The organism is Nostoc sp. PCC 9305 (assembly GCF_963920915.1).
Classification (GTDB): Bacteria; Cyanobacteriota; Cyanobacteriia; order Cyanobacteriales; family Nostocaceae; genus Nostoc.
This window is the reverse complement of sequence record NZ_CAWUDN010000020.1, coordinates 53,766-73,005: the sequence shown is the minus strand read 5'-3', so window position 1 is coordinate 73,005 and position 19,240 is coordinate 53,766. Positions and strand designations below refer to the sequence as shown.

Below are 19,240 nucleotides of genomic sequence, written 5' to 3'. Positions count from 1 at the left end.
TCATATTGATCTAGAGCGGGTTTGATCTCGAAGGAACAAAAGAAGTTGTCGCTAAAGTTTGGCCACTGGTGCGACTACTAAATTGTCCGAGAGTTTTTACCGCGCTACCAGATCCATTATAGGGTCTGCCGCCTGGAAAGTCCATTCCCTGCGGTGTGTTTTTGCTGTCGAAATTCATAAATTTTAGGTAAAGTTAAGTTTGGTTAAGAAATATCCCGAATTTTGTAGTTAAAAGCAGTAGTAGCGCGAATAACAGTTATCAGTTACCAGTTATCAGTAGGGAGTAGACCTTTATTTGATAACTGTTAACTGTTGACTGATAACTGATACAACCCCCTCTGAACTTGTAAACCGAGTTATCAGGGGAAAATATCATGACAAACAGAGAACGCCCCAATAGCGCAGTGTTAGAGCGCATGGGGTCGATTGCAGCTTTCGCATGGCAATTTTATGCTGTGACGAAGGGAAATTTTCGGAATATCCAGGCTAGAGCAAGGGTTTCGCAGCTTGAAAGAGTTCTCTCTAAGGAATTCCGAGGGGAGAACCGATGAATTCAGCGACAACTGAATATCCAAACAATCTCACGGCTGCGGAATACCATGAGTTGTTAGCTGGTAGCGCCATTCATCCGGCGTTAATTAAGCGCAACTTCTTTCACGTTGAGGGAGAATCAGTTTATGATTACCTGTTCATATCTGATAAAATCCCACGCAAGAATGCGGGTCGGGTAACAGATGGATACATAAGGCAATATCAGCACCTATTACTAGGTGGGACGTGGATTCAGTCACTTGACCCGTTTAAAAACTGGCAACCAATGGAGTGGGGGCGGATTAAGCCGAACTTCCCTCGCATTGATTGGGAAAAAGGCAAGCCAGTTAAGTACGAATCACCCCCCAAAACCCCCAACCGCGTTACCTACTTTGATGTCGCTAACCCCATCTGGGACAAAGTTGCAAAGCGTTATTTAATTAAGCGCTATCATTCACTTTTAGCATTGCGCTTACTGGATCAACTCAATCCACTAATATTTTGGGAGTGGGTAAAGCAACATCCAGAGATTCCAGTTATCTTATGCGAGGGTGAGAAGAAAGCCGCTTGCTTGCTCTCTTTGGGGTTTGTAGCGATCGCACTTCCGGGAATTTGGAACGGGCGGGTCGGAAGACGGGATTTTGATGAACGGTTGCATCCTGACTTAGTACCAATGGCTCAGGCGGGGCGCAAGTTCATAATTCTTTTTGACTACGAAACTTCTTCTAAAACCAGGTGGTCGGTGTTTCAAGCCACTGTTCGGACTGCAAAAGCAATCGAATCGGCTGGTTCTGAATGTGAAGTTGCATTACTGCCGGGTCCAGAGAAAGGTGTTGATGATTTCGTGGTTGGTCGCGGTGAAGATGCTAACGCTCTACTGACCGCAATCATCGATGATGCTAAATCACTTGCTGATTACCAGCGCTCGTATCGGGCTAAAAAATGGGGGTTAAGCAAGTACAAACCAGATGTCACTATTAATGTCAAGTATCTCTCTGAGGCTTTGTGCATTCCTGAACTTGAAGAAAAATGCAATTTGCCTAAGCTTTATGATCTTGAAAAGGAACAACTTTTCACGCCATCTATAAAAGGACATCAAAGAAACAAGGAGTCTACGGATTCTGGCGGAGTTGATTCAGACAAATCGAAGAAATCCCCTACCTTCAATTTCCCGAAATCAGGACTAGTCGTACTCTGGAGCGATATGGGCACTGGTAAAACCCAACTCATGCGCTGGTGGCGTGACCAAAACCCCGACGCGCGGTTCCTCAACAATGGGCATCGCGTAAATTTGCTGAAAAATCTTGCCGAACGCTTGCAGACAGCGATGTACTCCGACTTGGGTTACACAGGTTTAGCCCAGGCTCAAGCCCTTAGTATTACTATCGACAGCCTGCATAAGCTGAATACTCAGTCTCTCACCTACGGTTGCATATTTATAGATGAAGCCTGCCAATACCTCACCCACCTACTACACAGTAATACTTGCAAACAGCACCGTGCAGCAATCTTGGAGGTACTGGAATATATAGTATACAACGCGCCACTAGTCGTCATCGCTGATGCACACATGGATGATTTGACTGTGGATTTCTTCCGCTCCATGCGACCAAAAGAGGAAATTCCTTACATCGTCAAGAACGAGTGGCGAAACGGTTCACGCACAATTTATTGGTACGGGGGGGATAATTCTAGCGCCCTAGTCGCCCAAATCTCGGCAGCGCTGATGCTTGGAGAAAAAGTTATGGTTGCCAGTGACAGTAAGCGTTTTATCAAAAAACTCGACAAATCCTTTACTATCAACTACGAAGAATCTAGTAGTTCGCCAAGTGAACTTGGCGGGGAAAAGGTTAAAGGGGAAGGGGTAAAGGAAGAATTAACAGATTCCTCCACCCTTTCCCCCTTACCCCTTACCCCTTGCCCAGTCCGTAGGACTTCATGGCGCATTTGGTCGGTTCATTCCGATAATTCTGGCAGTGATGAAAATGTTGCTTTCATCAAAGATATCACCAACGCCGTCAAAAACTTTGATGCTTTGTTCACCTCTCCCAGTCTCGGCACTGGTGTCGATATTTCCCAGTATCATTTTGACTTAGTATTTGGTGTGTTTCACGGCGTTTCCCAAACCGCTACTGAGTGTGCCCAACAACTGTACCGCTATCGCCCGAAAGTTCCATTTCATATTTGGGTGGCCCCGCGTCCCCCTTTTGGTTACAAGGATACAAACGCATCCAAGATTAAAGAACGCTTGCTCCAAACCAATGGAATGACTGCTTTTCTGTTGCGGATTGACCGTCAAACAGGCAAGCGGGGCGCAGAGAAAGATTGGGCGCTTGAGGCTTACTGCCAAATTATGGCTAACCGCCACTATTCTCTCAATAATCTGCGTGATGATTTGCGATCGCTTCTCACCGAAATGGGCAATACATTTATATATGTGGGCAGTGATTCAGATCCTCAATCTCTTGAAAGTCTAAAAGCGGCAGCACAAGCTTTGGATCGTGCCCACAATTCGGCTGTTGCAAAGGCTAAGAATATTACTTTGAGCGAGTACCGTGCCCGTCAGAGCAAAGATTACCTTGACCCTAATGAAATTTTTGAATGCGAAAAATTCCGCATTTCTGATTCTTACGGCATCGAAGTTACCGAATCACTTGTAGAAATGGATAAAGGTGGTCGATTAATTAGAGCGATCGCCGGACTTGAGGCCATTTTAGCCCCACCCGAAGAATCGTTTACTGACCCCAAAACTGGGCAAACTTATCCTACACCACCAACAATTGTCACCCAAAAAGACCGCACCGAGCGCGACAATCTACCTTTGTCCATCGACTGGGGCAATTATTCCGCACGCTGGCTGGCTAGATTTAACCTGGGGCTGCATCAAATTCTCTTAAGTTTAATGAAGGGTGATGAAGTTACCGGAGACGATTCCACCTTACTCAAGATGACGGCGATCGCTATACATTGTGCTGCTCACGTTAAAGCAATTCTTGGGTTTACTATTCCCAGTGACTGTAAACCTATTTGGTTGCTGGCGACTTTACTAGAGCAGCTGGGGCTAAAGCTGACTTTCCGCAAGCAAGGTAAACGGGGGCAACAGGTGAAACTTTTTTCTTTATCTAAAGAGGAATTAGAATTTGCAATGCATGTAATTGCTCATCGCGTGGAAAAGCGTAATCAAAAAGAAAATCGAACCTATTACGCTGCTCAAACTCCTGCTGTGTATAGTGCAAACCCTAATCACCAGCCCGTATCCATCCCCCCCTTTAATGCTATAGGGAACTCCCATTGCCAAGGGGAGGATACTACCGAATTTGAGTCGCCTCCGACCGATCGCATTACTCTACTCCACTGCGTAGAAATACTTCGTTCTGGTATTTCTCGTGGAGTGGACGCAATTAAAGGCATTCTCAAGCGATGGCAGAGTGATTTGCGCTGGGAGACGGTGCTGGAACTTGAAGCGATCGCGGCAAATGAGCTACGACTTTTGGAATCTCAAGTTCCTGAATTTTACAGCTTGCTAAGTGAACAGGTGTTGCCGATGTCGGGGGGCTAAACTTTCGTCATAACTAACCGCATCATTGAAGTAATTTCTACTTTTGCTTTCAGCAATTGCGCTGATGCTGCTTTGCTAAATCGATTTTTTGGTAAAATGGGGTCAATGCCTTTTCCTTACTGAATTATCGGTCACTTCGACTAACAGGGGTTTCCCGAAGTCGTCTTCATCAACCGGAGCAAGTAGCGCTAAAGATGATACCGCTCCCAATATTTGATCTTCTCTCACCTCCAGGTACTTGTATAGCTCGTCCAACGTGCGATGCCCAGAGATTTCCTGAATCACTCTTAAGGGAATTCCGGCATTACTCATTGAGGTGAGTGCTGTGCGCCGAAAGCTGTGAGAGCTTACGCCTTCAACTCCTACTTTTTTGCAAGCGACTCTCAATATCCACAGTGCCGAATCTCGGTGCAGGTGGTTATTGGCTCTTGAGTGGTCAGCATTTCCAGGGAACAACCAAGGAGAATCATCACGCGGTTTATATGCTTGCAACCTGACTCGCAATTCTTGAATTACCGGGATGGCACGGGTAGCCAGTTTCCCTTTCGTGTTACCTTTGCGAAAGATGATTTTGGCTCTGACTTTTCCTTTGGTGTCATAGACATCGCGCTTAAGCAATGTCACTGCTTCATTCACCCGGCACGCTGTGTAAAGCATGACTGCAAACAGCGCTTTGTCTCGTAGCGAGTCTACCCCCTGCGAGAACAGAAGTTGAATTTCTTCTGGCGAGAGAATCTTTGCTCTCCCATGTCTATCAATCTTCAACTTTGCTCTCCCGAAACCACCCCCGGTCTTTTCCCATTATCTCAGGCATCGGTGACAGCTTTCCTGCGGAACGTTTACCGTTCGCGTAGATATCGTAGAGAAGGTAAGGTATCGCACAAAGGCACGCTCCTTTGAAAAATAATCGCCGCAGATGCTTTGTATTAATACTGTACTAGCCCACTGCCGCCATTGTTTTCAAGTGTAGGTATCTAGTTAAGTAGCGCAGCGGGCGATCGCTTCATGTTCAGGCGAGTCAATTTTCCCGATTTGGGTGGTAAGGCACTTACCCGCTCATAAAGATACGAAAGTACGATCCAGCTCCACGCCGCACAACAAGCAATTAAGAACACAGCTGGTATCTTTTTTTTGTGGTTCCCCCTAAAAATACACCTATATTGAAAAACCTAAAAATAGGTAAAAAAAATAAACTAAAAATGACTTTATAGTTAATAAGTGATATATAAGGACAAAGAGCATACTTCTAACAGTTGACTACACAAAGATTACAGATGTATGTTTTGGTTAAATAAAACGGGCAAAGGTGCTTATTTTAAAGAATTTGGACAAAATTCTCCCCTGCTTTTGTTGCTTCGGTGCTAAATGAAGCCTTATTTGGATAGCCCACTCTTTAATCGCTATCACGCCATAAAACTATAGAGTCATTTTGAGTTTATTTTTTTGAGAGTAGTTTGATTGCTTTGTGTTTGAGACACTTTTTTCTAGAACCGCAAACGGGAGCTTGAGGATTTCGACGGAATCGTAGTTGTTGAAGAAGAGGCAAGGGGGATAGAACAGAAAGGGGATTCGGCCCCGCCTGTTGCGCTCAATCCCGTAGGGTATGAGAGCCACTCTTGTTGAAGTGGGGACTCAGACCCATGTTTCTCCTTCATTCCACGGCATGGGGAACTGACCTGTTTCCCCATGCCTCTTCATTGTGGGCGAAAGCACAGCTAGCTACTTCTTTTTTCACTCTTGATTGAGAGCAACAACCGCAAGCCGGGTGAAATTGTTAAATTGAACATTTCTAAATTGCAATCGTCGGGTGCAAAAAAGCGCTTTCCAACCGCTGCTGTAATCGCGTATATCGCAGTTGGCCGTCAGTAGAACGCAAAGCCTTGGATATCGCTTTCTTGGAACCAACGACAATCGCTAACTGCTTGGCACAAGTTAATGCTGTGTAAAACTGTTTACGAGACAACATCATATAAGGCTGCGTATAAATTGGCAGAATTACTACCGGAAATTCTGAAACCTGGCTTTGATGAATGGTGAAGCTCCAGGCGAGGGCAATTTGATTTAAGTCTGCTCTGGTTCTAACGACAGTATGCTTACCATACTGTACAGTAACTTCCATCTCTTCAAGATCAATGGACTTGATAATTCCGAAGTCGCCATTAAAAATTTCGTGATTATAATCATTAGTCAGTTGAATGATCCGATCGCCTTCTCGTAATAAATTCCCGCCCCTGGTAATCTCTACTTTGTCGGGACTGGGCGGATTAATCAACTGCTGCAATACGGTATTGAGGTTACGAGTCCCAAGCAAACCCCGCGACATGGGGCAAAGCACTTGGACATCAGTAGCTCGATTGTAACCCAGGCGTGGAATCAAGTCTGTAATGATTTCGGATATTGCTTTAAGACCATGTTTGGGGTGATGACCGCCGCCGTGCCACAGACACTCAGACACGGGATTATCGGAAATCGGTTCAATTGTGGGAAAGTGGCTTCGGTTAATTTGATGAGCAGCGGTGATAATTGCGCTCTGTTGGGCTTGCCTAAATACTTTGGTCAACCGCACCACCGGAATGTGACCAGAATTAATCAAGTCAGCAAGGATTTGACCGGGACCAACAGAGGGTAACTGGTCAACGTCACCCACTAGCAGTAGTTGGGAACCGTATTGTATCGCCTTTACCAAAGAAGATGCCAGAAACAAATCAAGCATACTAGCTTCTAGCGCGACAATTGCGGTATGGGGTAAAGGGTTTTGATTATCGCGTAAGAAGCCCATTGTCTTTGGGTCAAATTCCAACAAGCAGTGTATCGTCTTGGCTTCGAGTTGTGTGATTTCACTCAGGCGTTGAGCAGCGCGTCCAGTTGGCGCAGCTAAGGCGATAGATTTGCCCATTGCTTTCCACAGAGAGACTATGGTCTGGGTGGTGAAAGTTTTACCGCAACCGGGGCCACCAGTAAGAATCATTACCCTTGAATATGCAGCCATTTCTACCGCTAGCCGTTGCTGTGGTGAAAGTTTGATTTTATGACTCTTGGTGAAGCGCTCAATCCAGGCGCGAACACGAGGCATATCTTGTGCAACTGATTGGCAAAATCTAGATTGTATTAATTGAGCAAGGTTCTGTTCGGTATGAAAGTAGGTTGGTAGATAACATAGCAGCGTTTGGTCTTCGCTTTTCTCGCGGATTAAGTCATCCTTGAGTGCCATGTCTTTGATAATATCAGCGAGGGCATCTTCTTCGGGTGTGTGATCTGCTGTAGTCAGCAGTTTTATAACATTCTCAATGAGTTTTGGCTGGGGTAAATAGCAATGCCCATCGGCAGCAGCTTCGTTCAAAACATGAATTAAACCAGCACAGTAACGGAACTGACTATCAGGCGCAACTCCTAAATTAAAGGCAATTTTATCAGTTCTCAGAAAACCAATACCGTAGATGTCAGCAGCTAACTGGTAGGGATTGCTGGTGAGAGTAGCGAGTGCTTCATCCAAGTAATGCCTGTAAATTTTGACTGCATAAGTAGTAGAAACGCCATGACTGTGGAGAAATAGCATTAAATAGATGTAAGAAATGTAAGAAAATAAAATAAAAATAAGTTGATAGCTAAATAAAGATATTTTGAATTGAAGCAGAGACTTGATATTTGGGTTATGCCATCGGCGACGGCGACCCGGACGCGAACAATCCCACAAACTATCGAGTTTGCCCCAGTACCAGCGATGAATTGTGTCGCGTACAGTCTGTGGATGCCATTTTAAGTATTGTGCGATCTTTAGCACTGTCCATCCAGCGGCTGATAAGCGTAGTACAGTGGCACGACTTTGAGTTCTTGGTGGTATACCTTTTGCTTGAGTGAGTGCTAGTAGGGCTTGATCTTCTATTGGTGACAGGTCAACTTTTAAAGGCGCTGGCATCTTGGTCAGGGGTAAAAATATTTACGACTAAAAGAGATTATCCCAACTTGATCGACTAAAAGAGATTATCCCAACTTGATGTGCCATTTTACTTTATCGAATTCTATTTACGAACGCCAAGATGCTCCCTAATGGGCGAAGGAACTTTAGGTGATTGCGAGTTAGTTTATGTATGATGTCGTAAATTACACAGTTAAAAATACAACTTTCACATCGAACAAAACCCCCGTGCTATATCATGATACTTGTCTAGGTAAACAAATTAGGTTGATGGTAGGTTCATTTAGCCTATTTACCTAGATGAGTATAATGCAGAAAGTTTTACTAAATAGCGATGCATACAGTAGTGATAATTGCGTAAAGCAAAGTGTTTTATATTACAAAAAAAGTAATACAGAGGGCATAAGGGAAGGCACAGACATCCTTTGGCATGGTGGTCTGCCAATTCCCGCTCTTTTTAACACCCTTGATCTTGGCTCATATAAAGGATTAGTTTTTGAGAATCATAATTAAGTTTTTGCCGACCATTGGTCGGCAAATTGCGATGCCGAGCAACCAACGATATTTTAATTTTTTAAAATGTAATTATTTCACAACCTTCAAGCAATTCGTCATAAACAGTTAGTTGTTGTGTTTTTAAGTGATTTGGTAGTGAATCATCATCAAAGGTCAAAGTAACAATATAAGTATTTTTGAGACTAAGAGATGATTTGCTGATATCGGTTATTGCCGCACTCATGCCGCTTCGAGTGCCGATCAGATACTTCACTGATTGGCCGATCTTTAACTGTGTTGCTGGAATAGCCATAAATGTTAGTTAAAAGTGTACTTCAAGAGTAGTCTGGTTGGATGGGACCGTTGCAGGGCAAACGCATCTAAAGTATGAGAATCCTTTAATAGCAAGGGTTTCGGCGTTTTTTAATCTAGCCTATTTTTTCGTCAAGATCCTTATCCAGAAGGGGTTTCAGAAATTCCGTGCGTTCGCCCTGGCGACCGTTGTTCTCATTTTGGGCATGGGTTTTATTATTGGAGCAGAACTGCGTCAATTGCTGAATCAATCAACTCAATTGCGGTAGTTTCATAGTGATAAGTATTAAAGCGAAACTTCCCGACAAGTTCGGGCTGTTTTGACGGACGATAACCATACTTGGATTCATACATTTGTAGTGCAAGACTACCAATAGTAGTCATCTGTCCAGGTGTTGCAGTCAGTTGGCGTTGTTGTAGCCTAGAAGCGACAGTAACAGTAGGGGAAGATGTTGTCGTACAAGTGGTTTTTCTGGTGTTGCTCAAACTCTGCCAGATTTCACTAAGTTGCTCAACAGGTGAAATGAGGAGATTAGTTAGTCCAGTAAAACGCTGGGCGGGTTTATCAGTAGCGACAGCAGTTTTCAATGCTTCATGCTGTCCAACTGCGATGAATGTACCCATTGCGCGAGTCATAGTCGTGTAGAGCAGCTGACGGGTTAACATCCGGTAATTAGCCCTGACCAATGGGAAAATCACATAAGGAAATTGGCTACCTTGACTCTTGTGGCAAGTTATACAAAACGAGTGCATAATTTGCTCGAAGTCTCCAGGATAATAATTAACAACAGCACCGCCCTCCCAAGAGATTGTAACCAGAAATTTTTCCGGCTCCACAGCAATAACCTGACCGATCTCGCCATTCATCACAGGCGGGACAGTTTCATAACGGTTTTTCAGTTGGATTACGCGTAGACGCTCTTAGCGGCTTTAAGGTAATTTATAGGATGCCCAAAGCTGCCAGCGCAAAACATCAACTCCAATAGTTGAACTACCGAACTGTACTTGAGAGTCTTTGTCTGGGTTTTGTATAACATTCTTGATTATGGTATTTATCGCTTCTGTCTTGAGATTATTCGGTATGCCCATTAGTAGCTTTGTAAGCCACTGTTTGATTTGTGGTGACTGTAGCCAGTCTTTGATTTGGTCATCAGTGGGAGTTAGGCGATTGGCTAATAGGGTGGGATTTTCGTTATCTTCATTAACTTGACTTTTGGGTTGAAAGAGTTGATGAAAATTAGTATCTGTGTTGGACATAAAGTTGATTGGTTAAAAGAAAGCATCTCTATTATAGATAAATTGGATAAATCCGATAATAGCTAATATCTTTTATCAAGATATTAAGATAAATAAATATAAGAAGATTATTTATCCTCTGACACAAAATTATAAATATTTGACTAATTAATTATGTTATAAATATTAAATAAGTTCCTTATGCAAGTATCAAATAAATACTATGCACCCAATAGAGTTTAAGAAGAAGTGGAAATTAACTTATCAAGAGATGGCATTCGTATTAGGATACGAAAGTTACGATACCGTCCGAAGCTGGTTCAGGTGTGGAAAAAAGCATCGAAATCCAATGAAGGTTGTTCATATAACTTGCTGGCTTTTGAATGAGAAGTGGGAACGCGAAGGTAAAAAAATAGTTGCTTTTTACCTATAAATATTTCCTAACTGGGTAAAATGTCCCCTTCCCCGCCACAAAAAAGGCGGGTATTTTTATATGTAGTTAGAAGTTCCAAGAAGTTCTCAGAGTCATGGGGATAGGGAGGTTTACCTGGCAAAATGAAGAACTAACAAGACCAGAAGTTGCGGCGATGTTAAAGCCAAAGGTTTCTGCAAGACAACTACAAGCATACTTGAATATCGCTCGGAAGTACTTGCCAGAGTTCCAGAAGTTCACCAACAAAAAAACAGGTGGTCTAGATGGCTATGCAAAGCTATACGAGTGTCACATTACAGTACTTCAGGAAATTCGCTCACTAGCTAGGGAACATACTTTAGCTGACATAGAAATTGAATTTCAACAACGAGCATTAAACAAGTCAGAAGTGGGAAGTTGGAAGTAGATTTTTTGTTACTTCCAACTTCGGTAATAAGGTCAAGAAAAAGGGGGTAGGGTGTGGGGTGTAGTGAGGACGGCATTGGACGTAGCTCTGAAACCACGACCAATGCAATTGCCTTAAAATGCAGGACTTAAACCAATTCGCAATTCGCAATTCGCAATTACGTTTTGTGACGTGGATTTAGCTGAGGCATCAAAACGCGCTGCCGTCATTAGGCAGGGGGACTTAAACCCCCAAAGTTTGTTAAACACAAAAGGTTGTTGGGGCTATTTCTTCCCACACCCCACACCTTACCCCAACGGGGCTTGGTGATTTTTAGATTTTTCCTAGAACAATGAAAAAAGGAGTAATTGCCTTGGCATCTAATAATTCTGTGCGAAGAACACAATCTCAAGTTCTTGCTAAGGCGCTCGCGGCGATTGGGCGCAAGTATCAGCATCACATTTACGCGGCGGGTACAGCGACAATCATTGTCATGCAGTCAATGCCCTCTTATGGGTGGGGCTTATTCGATTCGGCTCAGACAGCAATGACTTGTATGTTCGGCGGCGCTGGTGGTATTGGTGGCGGTGGTGCGGCAGCGGCAACTACGGCCATTAAAGCACTTCCCGCAGTTATCAATGCAACCATCACAGTGCTTTTGTTTGTATACTTTGTAGCTTCTGGGCTTAAGGTTGCTAACGGCATTGGTGAAGGGCAGGAAGTAACGCAGATGGTTCAACAGCCCGTAGGCGTGTTTTTCATAATCCTGGTGCTTTGGATTGCTCAAAGTATCTTATTTAACGGCGTTACAGCCGCTTGCTAGTGATGAGCGAGTACAATAAATCGCCCATGAAACGGGTGAATCAGTCACTTGGTCAAAATGCAACAATAGGCATTTTTACTGGCTTTCAGTTTGCAGTCGCCTTGTTTATGTTTGGCGTGGGCTTCATCATAGCGATTATGTTTGGGGCAGGAATAGTTTGGGGACTGCTGGCTGGTGTTTGGTTGAGTGCTACGGTGATAGTTTTATCTGGCAAACGTCCTTACTTGTTCTGGTCAAGAGTGTTCCCAAGCGTTCCAACTTTCACACGCGGCTATGTCAGATATTCTTCGCCCCAAAACAAAAAAAGGGCGGGTTCAAAGGGGATGCCTAAACTATGGTAAAAAGCAGCATTCGTAATCAAAAAATAGTACCCTTTGAAGACTTTCTAGACCTAGCAACCTTAGTGAAATTGAAAAAGGGTAACTATAAAATTGGGGCTTACTTGTTGAGCAAAAAACAAGTAAGCGACACTAACAACACCCTGCAATTAGTATTCGGATATGAATGCACTGGCTTTCACCCACTGTTTAATTCATCAGAGAGACTAGAGGCGATGGCCAAGGCTTTTGAGAACGGCTGTAAAGAGTTCTCCGAGGGTGAGAAATTCACCTTTCGTTGGTCTTCGTTTTGCGATGAAGACAAAGTGATTGAAAGCTATCGCCAGAGGCTAGCTAGCCCTGTATCTCCTGAGAGTGAGTTTCTTGATTGGGGGCAAGTTGCCCGAATGCAGGAACTGACACGTAATCATCAGCGCAAGGATATCAAGCTCAGTATTTACACGACTTTTACTGTCCGCCCAGGAGGTACTGAAGGTGGTGACGCGGTAGATAGAGCGATAGTTAAGCTGGCAAACTTTTTACAGCGCAAATTCACCCCAACAGGAGCGACCGAACTCACTCTTCAAAACTTAATTAAAGTTCTTGAAAAAGCGATAATTGTCTCTTTGCGCCATCAACAAATACTATCGGAAATGGGTTTATTTCCCTCGCCAAAATCAGACAAGCAATTGTGGGGCGACCTAATTTCTAGAATGGGTGCAAAGGCTGTAAAAGTGCCCCATGCTCTAGTTTATGATACTGGCGAATTAAGGGAGGAGATTAACGAAGCCACGCCTAACCCATCGCGGTATAACGACCAATTACACGCGACATCGGTACTTCTGAATAACGGCATACCTCATGCTGATAGACGATGGGTATGTTTGCCCCACCAGAGTACTGACAAAAAGAAGTATATCGGCGTAATGACGCTTGCCCAAAAACCAGAGGTATTTGCTTCAACCTATCAGCAAATACGCTTTTTATGGGACGTATTCTCACGCGAGGTTATTTATGATGTCGAAATAATTACAGAGATTAGCCCAGCCGATCAAAAAATGATTAGGCTTACCCAACAATTAATTACAAGGCGGTCAATAAATGCCTCCGCTAGCGCCAGCAAAAAGACTATTGACGTAGGAGCGCAAATTAATACGGAGCGGTCAGTCGATGCTCAGAAACAGCTTTACACGGGTGATGTCCCGGAAAATGTAGCTGTCATAATCCTTGTTTATCGCAATTCTCCTTCCGAAATCGACGACGCTTGTAGGCTGATTTCAGGGTATATCAATCAGCCTGCCGAGTTGATTAGAGAAATGCAATATACATGGTCAATCTGGCTTGACACTTTGCTGTTGAGACAGCGACCACAACTAACTTTTCCTTTCAACAGACGCGCCACTTTCTTTGCCAGTGAAGTAATTGGTTTAACGCCAGTCGTTCAAACAGCGCATGGCGATAAACAAGGCTTTGAATTAGTAGCTGATGAGGGGCAATCGTCAGTCTATATCGATTTGTCAAAGCCGAAAAACATGATGGTAATCGGCACTACCGGGAGTGGGAAATCGGTAATCATCGCCTCTATTATTTATCAATGCTTGGCGTTGGGAATGTCAGTATTAATGATTGACTTGCCCAATGATGATGGTTCAGGAACCTTTGGAGACTTTACACCCTACTTTAATGGGTTTTACTTTGATATCTCAAAGGAATCAAACAATCTTGTACAACCGCTAGACCTATCAAAGATTCCTGAGTCGCAGTGGGAGGAAAGGACAAAAGCCCATCGAAATGATATTAATTTAATCGTACTTCAATTAGTTTTAGGAACGCAAAAGTTTGATGGGTTGTTATCACAAACTATAGAATCTGTAATCCCTTTGGGTACAAAAGCCTTTTACGAAGATACTGACATCAAGGAGCGATTTGAAGTAGCGCGAAAAGCAGGGATAAACACCCCAGAGTGGGCGAATACGCCGACATTGGCAGATATGGAGAAATTCTTCTCGCTTGCGTACATTTATTTAGGCTATGAGGACGACAATGTAGAAAAAGCGTTAAATTACATCCGCTTGCGGTTACAGTACTGGCAAGCTAGTAGCATTGGTAGCGCTATCTGCAAGCCTTCAACCTTCCAAGCAGATAGCCAGTTGATTACCTTTGCACTGACTAATCTGCAATCAGGAAAAGATGCAGAAGTGTTCGGGATGAGTGCATATATCGCCGCGTCCCGTCAATCCCTCTCCTCGCCCAATAGTGTATTTTTCATGGATGAGGCTAGCGTATTGCTAGGATTTTCTGCATTATCACGGCTTGCAGGTCGTAAATGCGCTACGGCTAGAAAGCAAGGCTGTCGGGTGTTTCTGGCGGCACAGGATGTCATTTCTATTGCTAAATCGGAGGCGGGAGAACAAATATTACAAAATATGCCATTGCGGTTGATTGGGCGTATTGTCCCAGGCGCGGCTAATAGTTTCTCTGAGTTGCTGGGCATCCCTAGAGAAATTATCGATAAAAACGAAAGCTTTGCCCCTAATATTCAGCAGCTATATACGTTGTGGTTGCTCGACTATAACAACAAGTATGTGCGCTGCCGCTATTATCCCTCCTATCCCCTGCTGGCGTTGGTTGCCAATAGCAGAGAAGAACAAGCCACGCGAGATAAATTCAAGAAAATTCACAGCGACAAGTTCACATGGGTGGCAGAATTTTCTAAATATTATGTCGAGTGTATCAAACAGGGAAAACCATTATGAAGGTTCTATCATCAGTCATTCAAAATAAGCTATTGGTGGCAATACTAGCAGGTGTCGTGTCAATAGGAGGCTTCCAGGTTTGGCAATACAATCAAGCTCAATACGCAAAATTTATTATTCATGCGAAGAACGACTGCGGCGTGTATTTGGAATTGGGCGAAAACGCAGTTAAAAACAGTCCTAGTTTGAGGGCATTGAAGTATCAAAATAAACGACTACGTGAGCTAAGGCAACCGGGGATTGGCTCTGAATCCGCCAGCCCAGGACATTACGTTATGCTTTTTCGATCCCCTGCTTCTACCCTTCCGCCTAATGCTAACCCTATCGATGATCCGTTCTTTATCAGTTTATTAAATAAGGAAGAATCACCTAAAACGTTAATGGCTGATGTTGTTTCTTTTGATTTACCCAAAAAACAGGCAACTGTAAAATCTCTCTGCACTAGAAAACCCTTTGTAGTAGACCTGGAGGACTTGTATCTTGAATACCAACCGATTGATCGCAATCTCAGGCGCAGCAATTTTGATATCCTTTTCTAGCCTCAGGGCCAATGCTCAAGCTAGTCAAAACCAATCTTTCTTAACTCAATTCCAACAAATCTATAGCAGCTTGCAGACTTACATTAGTAATTATCAGAAAGAATTTACTAAAAGTTTGGGCAAGTTAGAAGCTGAATTAAATCAGGCAATTGAATCTAGTATTGGTGATTTGGGTATTCCCGATCCCCTAAAAGCTGGCAAGAATATCGAGAAAGTGATTCAGAAACAAGAAGGCGCGTTGCTGATATTAGACCCTCGCATTCAAGCCGACAATGCTATTAAGGATTGGAACCAGCAATATACACGCGGTCAGTCAGAATCAGTACTAGGAGTTGAGGGTCAACGAGTGCAATCGCAAGAGGCAGCAATAACTAATGATGCTACTGCCCAATCAAGCGAAAATGCTGCTGCCGCGCAGGATGATGTCATTACCCAAGACATTCTCAAAAAGGTCGCTATTCAAAACTTACAAAGTGTTGTAATTGCCAAATCTATCCATGCAGAAGCGCAAAAACAATCTCGTTCCTTGGCTGTTACAAATATTAATCTTGCTGATATTTCTAGTCGCATGGATGAGCAAGCGGCGACGAAGGATCAGGAATCTAATGCCGCTACTCGGCAAATCATTCAATCTGCCGCCGCTAACGATTCCTTCTGGAAGAATCAATAATCAAGTCAACATAACGTTACGGTAACTGAGATGATAGCGCTCTTAACTATTCTTTTTGCTCAAACTACAGGACAGCAAGCCGGGGAAAATACGGGTACTACAAACTCAGGTGAAATAGTCGAAGGCGCTATCGAAGGCGCAGACCTAATCTATAAATCGTTTGAGAATGATTGGTTGGAATTAGCATCTGGAACAAGCCCAATTTATACGGCTGTTGTCGCTGTTTCTACTCTCACGGCTGTTGTGATGATTGGCTTTGCCTCATTCGGCTGGTACAGGAAGTTTGCAGAAGAAGGGTTTGGTTTTGATTTTATCTCTGAGATGGTTTTACCGTTGCTAGTAATTGTAATGCTTAGTAATAATGGGTTCCTTCTCGCCAATACAACAGTCGCATTAAAAAACGTATCGACCGGACTAAACAGGAGCATTTTAAATATTACCAGAAATGGGGTCAATTTGAGAGATGCCATACGGAATGTAAACGCTGACCAAAGCTTTGTTTTAGCCGCGCAGATAGCCTTAGCTAGTTGCGAAAAACTAAGTGAAGAGAAGAAAGAAGGTGAAGAATTAAGCCAGAAGCAAGCTTGCATTAAAAAAGCTGTGGAGAATACGCGAAAAGACGCGCAGAAAGCTAGAGAAAAGACTGGCGCGGGTTCTGGAGGAGGAAGTTGGAACCCCTTAGACCTTAGTGGCGAACTAATCAATAGTGCAGTTCAAGGCTTTGTTTACGTAATTCTCAGTGGGGTATCGGCAGCTTTTCAATACATCGTCCAACTGTCATTCTTAATGATTGCATTCGCCGCCCCAATCTTCCTAGTTCTATCTTTGCTGCCCTTCCAAAGCAAGCCTATCTATGCTTGGCTGGCTGGCTGGTTAGGGCTGACATTGGTTCTGATTTCGTACTCGATAACTGTAGGTATTATTGCCAGCGCAATAGTCTCCAAGCCTTCTAGCAATCCTTTATTATTGCAACTTTTGCAAGCCATTTTCTCGCCATTGCTTGCAGTAGCCATAGGTACTGGTGGCGGAATGGCTGTATTCTCAGCTTTCACTAGTGGGGTTAAATTCTCGGTGGGGTTAAGGAGATGAAATTATTAGAGAGAAAAGAGCTAAATTTTACCCCAATTTTCTTAATAGTCAATGCTGTTTTATTAACGCTTTTATTATTCATAGAAATTGTTAACTTTGCTCGGATAGCAACGTTTTCTAAAACGAAAGCTTCCACCCTTGTGGAGTTACATGACGGCGAATCTATCAGAGTTCTTCCTATAGGCAGTGAGGAGCGCTCCCCCCAAGCTATTACACGTTTTGTCGGGCAGACAATGACCGGACTTTTAAGTTGGAATGCTCTACCAAAGTCAAGCGATGATTACAATCCAGACCCCACCAAACAATTAAAGTTAGACGCTGGTGTATCGACATCAAAAGCCAAGATTACTACTAGTGCATGGGCTTGGGGCTTTGCGTTGTCAGAAGATTTTCGCGCACCATTCCTTGAGGAGATAAGTAATCTGACGCCGCCCGATGTCTTTAATGGGTCTACGCAATCAATCCTAAAAGTCAGCCTAATCAGTCAGCCGACTCGCATTAAGGATGGGCAATGGAAAGTAGATATGGTTGCAGAGATTGTTGTTTTCCAAGGCAGCAATTTAGTTGGTAAGCCCATCGCTTTTAACAAAACTGTATTTGTCAGGGCGATTGATACGGCTGCCCTGCCTAGATTTGCGTCCGATGTTCAAGAAACGGCCTCTCGTGTTCGCAAAGCGGGGTTGGAAATTTACAAAATCCAAGATTTAGATTTATGAAAAAGAACACCCAGTCAGCTTTGTCAGAGGCAACTATTGAGATAGAAGAGCAAGATTTTGCCGCCATGAACGGCGCTAAAACTTCTCACGCTAATGATTCAATTCAACCCTCCGAGAACCCCGCCCCAGAAGAAATTGTTACTGCTCGAACAGTCTCGCAATCTCCACTCTTAAAAATGGGCGTTGTTGCCCTGATTTGCCTTCTCTTCGTGACGATTGTTGGGGCAATGCTAGGCAATTCAATGAATGTGCTGAAATTTTCCAAGGGCATTGTGCAACCGCCTACAGAAGAGCAAACGCCCCTAGCAGAGCCGGAAAATGAGACGGGCAAGGATAAAACAGCGCTTGCTCTGACTAGCCAAAATTACGAGTTAAAGAAGATTCGCGATCGCTTGCCTAGCCCAACGCCTACCCCTAGCGCAACCTTAGCCCCAGCCTCAATCGCACCCGTTACCCCTCCGATGCAACCAGTGCAGCGCCGACAACGTTCTTACCCAGTCGCCAGTCAGCCGACAGCGCCCTTCACTTTCCCCCAGGCTAGAGTATCTATTCCCCAGCCCCAGCCCAAAATTGCCCAGCCGAGCAGACAATCTCCTTTGGCGTTCCCAACGGCTGCAAGCAACGCCCCCACCCAAGACCCCACTCAGCAATGGCTTCTCGCTGCAAACGCTGGCAGTTTCAGGAGTTCAGTCGATGAATCAGAAAGCGAAAAACCCATCAAGATTAATGGAATTGAAGGAGGTACGGGAGGAGCTACACAAGTCGCCCAGAACACTACCATTAATTACAACGCTCTTCGCGTACTCGTTGGCAGCACCGCAGAGGGTAGGCTAGAAACGCCGATCGCTTGGGGCACTGGTGACGCTGGCAACCAGAATTACTTGGTGAAACTAACAAAACCTTTAAAAGCCTCAGATGGTAGGGATGTACTACCCGTGGGTGCTTATCTGGTTGTTCAACTAGCAGAGTCCAATGGTTCGGGTTTCGCCAAACTGCGCGGCGTTTCAGTATTGGTCAATATAAACGGCGATACACAAGAAAAGCAACTGCCAGAAAATGCCGTTCTGATAATGGCCAAGGATGGTGGTTTCTTAAAAGCAGAGTCTCGCAGAGGCAGTAATCTGGGCAACAATTTCATCTCTGCTATTGTTGCGGGAGTCGCCAAAGCTGCCGAAGTACAGAATCGCCCCATAACTCAAGTCAGCAGCAACTCTAATGGCTTCTCTACTAGCTCCACTACCAACGATCAAAAAGACCTATCCGCCGCTTTTGGAGAGGGTGCATTTAATAGCATTCTTGATAATATCAAAAGCTCAAATGTTACACGTTCGCAACAGTTAAGCGGCAAAGAAGAAGTATTCGTGATTGACGTTGGTAAGCCAGTACAAATATTCGTTAATCAAACAATATCGCTTTAGTCAATTCGCAATTCGCAATTCGCAATTCGCAATTCGCAATTCGCA

General features: G+C 44.0%; 16 protein-coding genes. 11 read left to right on the top strand and 5 right to left on the bottom strand.

Annotation, left to right across the window (positions count from 1 at the left end; translation table 11 throughout):
- The first annotated feature begins 374 nt into the window (after positions 1 to 374).
- Positions 375 to 551: a hypothetical protein gene (locus ACM0OX_RS09980; protein ID WP_414514735.1), complete on the top strand. Its 177-nt coding sequence runs from the start codon at positions 375 to 377 to the stop codon at positions 549 to 551.
- Positions 548 to 4,090 carry a DUF3854 domain-containing protein gene (locus ACM0OX_RS09975; protein WP_414514734.1) on the top strand — a complete coding sequence of 1,181 codons (3,543 nt, stop codon included), beginning with the start codon at positions 548 to 550 and terminating at the stop codon, positions 4,088 to 4,090. Before ACM0OX_RS09980 ends, ACM0OX_RS09975 begins: the two co-directional genes overlap by 4 nt.
- A gap of 102 nt (positions 4,091 to 4,192) precedes the next feature.
- On the opposite strand, the gene ACM0OX_RS09970 is transcribed toward ACM0OX_RS09975, so the two are convergent.
- The 5 genes from ACM0OX_RS09970 to ACM0OX_RS09950 form a co-directional block, all read right to left on the bottom strand.
- Positions 4,193 to 4,855: a tyrosine-type recombinase/integrase gene (locus ACM0OX_RS09970; RefSeq protein WP_414514733.1), complete on the bottom strand. Its 663-nt coding sequence runs from the start codon at positions 4,853 to 4,855 to the stop codon at positions 4,193 to 4,195.
- Between the two features lie 1,024 nt (positions 4,856 to 5,879).
- Positions 5,880 to 8,006, bottom strand: coding sequence for an AAA family ATPase (locus ACM0OX_RS09965; protein ID WP_414514732.1), 2,127 nt, complete (start codon positions 8,004 to 8,006; stop codon positions 5,880 to 5,882).
- Positions 8,007 to 8,580: 574 nt separating this feature from the next.
- Positions 8,581 to 8,814, bottom strand: a complete 234-nt coding sequence (locus ACM0OX_RS09960; RefSeq protein WP_223280370.1) for a hypothetical protein — start codon at positions 8,812 to 8,814, stop codon at positions 8,581 to 8,583.
- A gap of 215 nt (positions 8,815 to 9,029) precedes the next feature.
- Entirely contained in the window at positions 9,030 to 9,680 is a 651-nt protein-coding gene (locus ACM0OX_RS09955; RefSeq protein ID WP_414514757.1) for an ATP-binding domain-containing protein, read from the bottom strand.
- 63 nt (positions 9,681 to 9,743) lie between these two features.
- Complete coding sequence (locus ACM0OX_RS09950) at positions 9,744 to 10,070, bottom strand: hypothetical protein (RefSeq protein WP_414514731.1); 327 nt, start codon at positions 10,068 to 10,070, stop codon at positions 9,744 to 9,746.
- A 506-nt stretch (positions 10,071 to 10,576) separates the two neighbouring features.
- Between ACM0OX_RS09950 and ACM0OX_RS09945 the strand changes: the two genes are divergently transcribed.
- From ACM0OX_RS09945 to ACM0OX_RS09905, 9 genes are all read left to right on the top strand, one after another.
- Positions 10,577 to 10,888: a hypothetical protein gene (locus ACM0OX_RS09945; RefSeq protein WP_190900919.1), complete on the top strand. Its 312-nt coding sequence runs from the start codon at positions 10,577 to 10,579 to the stop codon at positions 10,886 to 10,888.
- Between the two features lie 331 nt (positions 10,889 to 11,219).
- Complete coding sequence (locus ACM0OX_RS09940) at positions 11,220 to 11,690, top strand: hypothetical protein (RefSeq protein ID WP_414514730.1); 471 nt, start codon at positions 11,220 to 11,222, stop codon at positions 11,688 to 11,690.
- Between the two features lie 2 nt (positions 11,691 to 11,692).
- Complete coding sequence (locus ACM0OX_RS09935; protein ID WP_414514729.1) at positions 11,693 to 12,031, top strand: hypothetical protein; 339 nt, start codon at positions 11,693 to 11,695, stop codon at positions 12,029 to 12,031.
- On the top strand, positions 12,025 to 14,763 hold the full coding sequence (locus ACM0OX_RS09930; RefSeq protein ID WP_414514728.1) for a helicase HerA domain-containing protein: 2,739 nt from the start codon (positions 12,025 to 12,027) through the stop codon (positions 14,761 to 14,763). Before ACM0OX_RS09935 ends, ACM0OX_RS09930 begins: the two co-directional genes overlap by 7 nt.
- Positions 14,760 to 15,302: a hypothetical protein gene (locus tag ACM0OX_RS09925; RefSeq protein WP_414514727.1), complete on the top strand. Its 543-nt coding sequence runs from the start codon at positions 14,760 to 14,762 to the stop codon at positions 15,300 to 15,302. The genes ACM0OX_RS09930 and ACM0OX_RS09925 overlap by 4 nt, the downstream gene beginning before the upstream one ends.
- Entirely contained in the window at positions 15,244 to 15,972 is a 729-nt protein-coding gene (locus tag ACM0OX_RS09920; RefSeq protein ID WP_414514726.1) for a hypothetical protein, read from the top strand. The genes ACM0OX_RS09925 and ACM0OX_RS09920 overlap by 59 nt, the downstream gene beginning before the upstream one ends.
- A gap of 30 nt (positions 15,973 to 16,002) precedes the next feature.
- Positions 16,003 to 17,061 (top strand): hypothetical protein, encoded by a 1,059-nt coding sequence (locus ACM0OX_RS09915; protein ID WP_414514725.1) that lies wholly within the window; start codon positions 16,003 to 16,005, stop codon positions 17,059 to 17,061.
- Positions 17,058 to 17,777, top strand: coding sequence for a hypothetical protein (locus ACM0OX_RS09910; RefSeq protein ID WP_414514724.1), 720 nt, complete (start codon positions 17,058 to 17,060; stop codon positions 17,775 to 17,777). The genes ACM0OX_RS09915 and ACM0OX_RS09910 overlap by 4 nt, the downstream gene beginning before the upstream one ends.
- The gene (locus ACM0OX_RS09905; protein WP_414514723.1) at positions 17,774 to 19,195 is read left to right on the top strand and encodes a hypothetical protein; all 1,422 of its coding nucleotides are present in this window, start codon (positions 17,774 to 17,776) and stop codon (positions 19,193 to 19,195) included. Before ACM0OX_RS09910 ends, ACM0OX_RS09905 begins: the two co-directional genes overlap by 4 nt.
- The last annotated feature ends 45 nt before the right edge of the window (positions 19,196 to 19,240 follow it).

What these genes read in the sequence shown, in the direction of transcription:
- ACM0OX_RS09915 (WP_414514725.1), top strand. Translation starts at nt 16,003, where the DNA reads ATGATAGCGCTCTTAACTATTCTTTTTGCTCAAACTACAGGACAGCAA.
- ACM0OX_RS09960 (WP_223280370.1), bottom strand. Translation starts at nt 8,814, where the DNA reads ATGGCTATTCCAGCAACACAGTTAAAGATCGGCCAATCAGTGAAGTAT.
- ACM0OX_RS09940 (WP_414514730.1), top strand. Translation starts at nt 11,220, where the DNA reads ATGAAAAAAGGAGTAATTGCCTTGGCATCTAATAATTCTGTGCGAAGA.
- ACM0OX_RS09965 (WP_414514732.1), bottom strand. Translation starts at nt 8,006, where the DNA reads ATGCCAGCGCCTTTAAAAGTTGACCTGTCACCAATAGAAGATCAAGCC.
- ACM0OX_RS09945 (WP_190900919.1), top strand. Translation starts at nt 10,577, where the DNA reads ATGGGGATAGGGAGGTTTACCTGGCAAAATGAAGAACTAACAAGACCA.
- ACM0OX_RS09910 (WP_414514724.1), top strand. Translation starts at nt 17,058, where the DNA reads ATGAAATTATTAGAGAGAAAAGAGCTAAATTTTACCCCAATTTTCTTA.
- ACM0OX_RS09925 (WP_414514727.1), top strand. Translation starts at nt 14,760, where the DNA reads ATGAAGGTTCTATCATCAGTCATTCAAAATAAGCTATTGGTGGCAATA.
- ACM0OX_RS09980 (WP_414514735.1), top strand. Translation starts at nt 375, where the DNA reads ATGACAAACAGAGAACGCCCCAATAGCGCAGTGTTAGAGCGCATGGGG.
- ACM0OX_RS09905 (WP_414514723.1), top strand. Translation starts at nt 17,774, where the DNA reads ATGAAAAAGAACACCCAGTCAGCTTTGTCAGAGGCAACTATTGAGATA.
- ACM0OX_RS09955 (WP_414514757.1), bottom strand. Translation starts at nt 9,680, where the DNA reads ATGAATGGCGAGATCGGTCAGGTTATTGCTGTGGAGCCGGAAAAATTT.
- ACM0OX_RS09930 (WP_414514728.1), top strand. Translation starts at nt 12,025, where the DNA reads ATGGTAAAAAGCAGCATTCGTAATCAAAAAATAGTACCCTTTGAAGAC.
- ACM0OX_RS09950 (WP_414514731.1), bottom strand. Translation starts at nt 10,070, where the DNA reads ATGTCCAACACAGATACTAATTTTCATCAACTCTTTCAACCCAAAAGT.
- ACM0OX_RS09975 (WP_414514734.1), top strand. Translation starts at nt 548, where the DNA reads ATGAATTCAGCGACAACTGAATATCCAAACAATCTCACGGCTGCGGAA.
- ACM0OX_RS09935 (WP_414514729.1), top strand. Translation starts at nt 11,693, where the DNA reads ATGAGCGAGTACAATAAATCGCCCATGAAACGGGTGAATCAGTCACTT.